Origin of the sequence: Brachyspira pulli (assembly GCF_036997785.1) — a bacterium.
Lineage (GTDB): Bacteria > Spirochaetota > Brachyspiria > Brachyspirales > Brachyspiraceae > Brachyspira > Brachyspira pulli.
Genome location: NZ_JAWLQI010000116.1, coordinates 1 through 3,763 on the forward strand (window position 1 = coordinate 1; position 3,763 = coordinate 3,763).

Sequence of the window (3,763 nt, forward strand, 5' to 3'; positions counted from 1 at the left end):
TGACAAACTTAAAAATTTTCAGTATATACTAAAAATTTTAGAGTTTGTCAATTTTTTTGTTGTTCTTTTTCCCGCCGCAAAAAGAACCAAAAAGTGCAAGTGTAAAAATTAATACTAAATCATACTAAAATTGTATTACATGTAGATAATTTATTAAATTTAAGCTCAAATGCAGCCTTTCACGAAGCATATCCGAGTTTATCAGTATATAGGTTTTTTGTGCCGACAAAATAAGTAAAAAGCATTAACAATCTAATAATATAACTTTAATTTATACATTGTATAAATGTTTTTTTATAAAAAAGAACCAAAAAAAATTTTAATTACATTAATAATGCAAGCTAAAGCCTTTTGCACTGAAATAATAACATACTTATATATGCGGCTAAGTACCAACATTAAACAATTAAAATATTATTGCTATTCATTATATGTAACTATATTTATTTTTAGTGGTTCTATTTTATCAAATTCTGCCTGATAAAATACTACATCTTTATCTTTTAAAAGTTTGTAAATAAATTTTTTATCTTCCTCTTTAGTCATAGCACCAAAACATATACTTTTTATTGGTAAATCTGCTCTAAATCCTTCTTGATATTTCATATCTTTATCATTATATAAAATTCTATATTCATTTTCATATTCCCATTCTTTAGACTTATAAACAAATAATTCTAATAGCTCATGTGATGTACTTAAATCTTCTTGTTTAATATATTTTTTATTAGAATCATTAATTGTAAATATATTATTTAAATTCATGATATATTTATCATAAATAGATTTTATCATATTTAATTTACTTTTAGATAATGAATTAATACTTATATCATAACCTATGCATATACCTTGATGTTTATCTGCATAATGACTCCACATTAAAGTATTAGCATTATCAGTTGTTAAACATGCTACTTTAATTTTATCTATAAAATATTTATATTTATCATTATATGTTTTTAAAAATGGGTCTATTGGATCATTAAATCTTGATGGATTACTTAACCAAATTTTAGCATTACTAATAGATTTAATTGTTTCAAAGTCAATTTTTGCATAATTGAACAATATATTATCTTTTATATTATAATCAATAAATATCATAAATTCTTTATCTAGCATATTATCTAAAACAACAAGATCTTCTTTTGACAAAACTTCAGACATTCTAAATAAATTAAAAAAAATACTTTGTCTATTAATATGCATAGGATTTGCAATTCTTTTATTAAATATCCTAATAGCTTCAGATAATATTTTTCTATAATCTTCAAGTCCTTTTTTATAATATATATATAAGCTCTGTTAGATAATATATATGGATTAATAAAATCATCAATAGTGAGTTCTTTTGGAAGTTCTCTTATAAATTTTTCACTAAATTCTTCTTTATTATATTTCTTATCATATTCATATGCCTCATCAAATTTTTCTAAATTAATTAAACAATTAATTTTATTATTAACAAGCATTAATTTATGGATAGAATCATATTCCATAGCTTTATCAATATCTTCTATAGCACCATTATAATCTCCTATGTAATATCTTGAATTACTTCTAACTAAATATAATATTTCTTCAATTGCTATATTATTGTTACTTACAGAATTAATCACAATATCCAAATCTTCTAAAGCCTCAAAGTATTTTCCAATATTATATTTAGATATTCCCCTATTATAATGTGCTTCTATATTATTCGGATCTATCTCAATAATTTTATCAAAATATTCTATAACAAAAGAGTAAATATGTGTAAAAAAGTCTATAGGATAATCACTAAAATTATCTCTAACAAAAACAGGTACTCTCATACTATTAAAACAATTATCATTATGCACAGCCAATTGAATAAATGCCATATAATTATATATTTCTATATCTTTATCATTACCTTTCAAATTAACTTCTATATAGCATATTTCAAAAGCTTTTTTATATTCTTTATTTTCTATTAATTTATCTAACTTTTTTTTAAATTCTTTTATCATATTAGATTACCTTAAATAATATTTTTATTTTATTAATCATTTAAATTATAAATAAAACCATTAAATTATCAACCCAGTATATATACCATTGAAGCTAAACAATGTATAACAGCACATCATAAATTTAATAAAAGATTTTTGGTTCTTTTGATGGAGTTATGCAGAACGTGTGCGGTAAAAAGTTGATAAATCTATATAAATGCATAAGTGAACAAAGTTAAAAATTTTCACTATAACATATAAATATTACAAAATAAAACAATTTAATAACTAATTTTATAAAGTAGTTTTGAAATATATTGATTTATAGAAAATATATATTAAATATTTTGATAAAAAAGTGCATACATATATAATGCATGCACTTTTTATTTTATTATTTTCTATATAGTAGATAGTATTCTAAATCGTCAGGATTATTTAAATGATAAAGTGTTGCTTTGTCATCTTTTTCCATAACAATATCCATAGCAGTTTTTCCTTCTTTGTTTTTAATGTTATAATCGGCACCCATATTTATAAGAACTCCTAATATACCATAACTTAAAATAAAATTTTGTACGAAAACTATTAATGGAGTATCTCCGTTATTATTTTTTTTATTTACATCAGCACCATTTTTTATCAAATAATAACAAATATCTGATCCAAATTTCACTTTATCTACTAAATATGTTAAAGGAGTATCTCCTGTTGCTGAACATACGGCATTTAAATCCGGCTTCAAATCAATAATATCTTTAGCTAAACCAATATTACTATACTTCATTGCTATTATTAAAGGAGTATATCCGTATCCGTCTTCTAAATTTATATCAGCACCTTTCTCTACTAGGAATTTAACCATCTCTTTATCATTTCTAGCAGCAGCTAAACCAAGAGGCGTAATCTTATCATATTGTTTATTTAAATCAGTATCATCTTTTATAAGTTTTTCTAATGCTTTCATATCACCTTTAGATATAGCATTCATTAATTCATCATATCCGTCTATATTATTTGGATCTTCGCTTGATAATAATTTTTCTATTTCATAATATTTGCCGTCTTTTACTAATTTTATAGCTTCTTCTCTAGTTGTATTAGTATTAAGATTAAAAATATCATTATCTACTAATAATTTAGTTATATCATAATTATTATATGCATAAAGCATATAATCATCAGCTGAGTTTAAATTAGCTCCTTCATCAATTAAAAATTTAGCCATTTCTACATAGCCGTTTTCAGCTGCTACTTTCAAAGGAGAATCAACCCAAAAACCGTCAAAAAATCTTTGTGCATCTATATCTTGTCCTATAGATAATAAATATTTAACCATTTCTATATTATTTTCTCTTACTGCATCAGGAATTAAAGTTTCTTTTGAATCTCCTCTTTTTACAAGAAGTTTAAGTATATCAAGATTGTTGTTGCCAATAGCAATATCTGTCAAATAAGTAGAATATTCATAACCATAATCTCTATTTTTATCAAGCCCTTTATCAATTAAGATTTTAGTCATTTCAGGATTATTATTTCTAACAGCATAGTAAAGCATATCAAGACCGCCTTCTGTTTCTGTTTCCATACCGCTTGCTCTGGCATTAACATCAGCACCTTCTTTTATAAGCTCTTTTGCTAAATCATTGTATCCGAATTGTACTGCCAAAAACAAAGGAGTAGAATCTTTATATATATATTTATCACCAAAATTTGTCATTTCAGTGATTTTTCCTTCTAGTCCTTCCTCTGCTAATAATTTTGATATTTCGTATATTGGTGCT

Annotated in this window: 3 protein-coding genes; all 3 read right to left on the bottom strand. The window is 23.5% G+C overall.

Going from position 1 to position 3,763, the window contains the following annotated elements; all coding sequences use genetic code 11:
- Nucleotides 1–420: 420 nt before the first annotated feature.
- Nucleotides 421–1,158, bottom strand: a complete 738-nt coding sequence (locus R4K56_RS14495; RefSeq protein WP_335773178.1) for a DUF2971 domain-containing protein — start codon at nt 1,156–1,158, stop codon at nt 421–423.
- Entirely contained in the window at nt 1,131–1,997 is an 867-nt protein-coding gene (locus tag R4K56_RS14500) for a tetratricopeptide repeat protein (protein ID WP_335773177.1), read from the bottom strand. Before R4K56_RS14500 ends, R4K56_RS14495 begins: the two co-directional genes overlap by 28 nt.
- A gap of 376 nt (nt 1,998–2,373) precedes the next feature.
- Nucleotides 2,374–3,763, bottom strand: a 1,390-nt coding sequence (locus R4K56_RS14505) for an ankyrin repeat domain-containing protein (protein WP_335786931.1), incomplete at its 5' end; no start/stop codon positions are given.

Excerpts from the sequence above, each read along its gene's own strand:
- R4K56_RS14500 (WP_335773177.1), bottom strand. The coding sequence starts at position 1,997 with ATGATAAAAGAATTTAAAAAAAAGTTAGATAAATTAATAGAAAATAAA.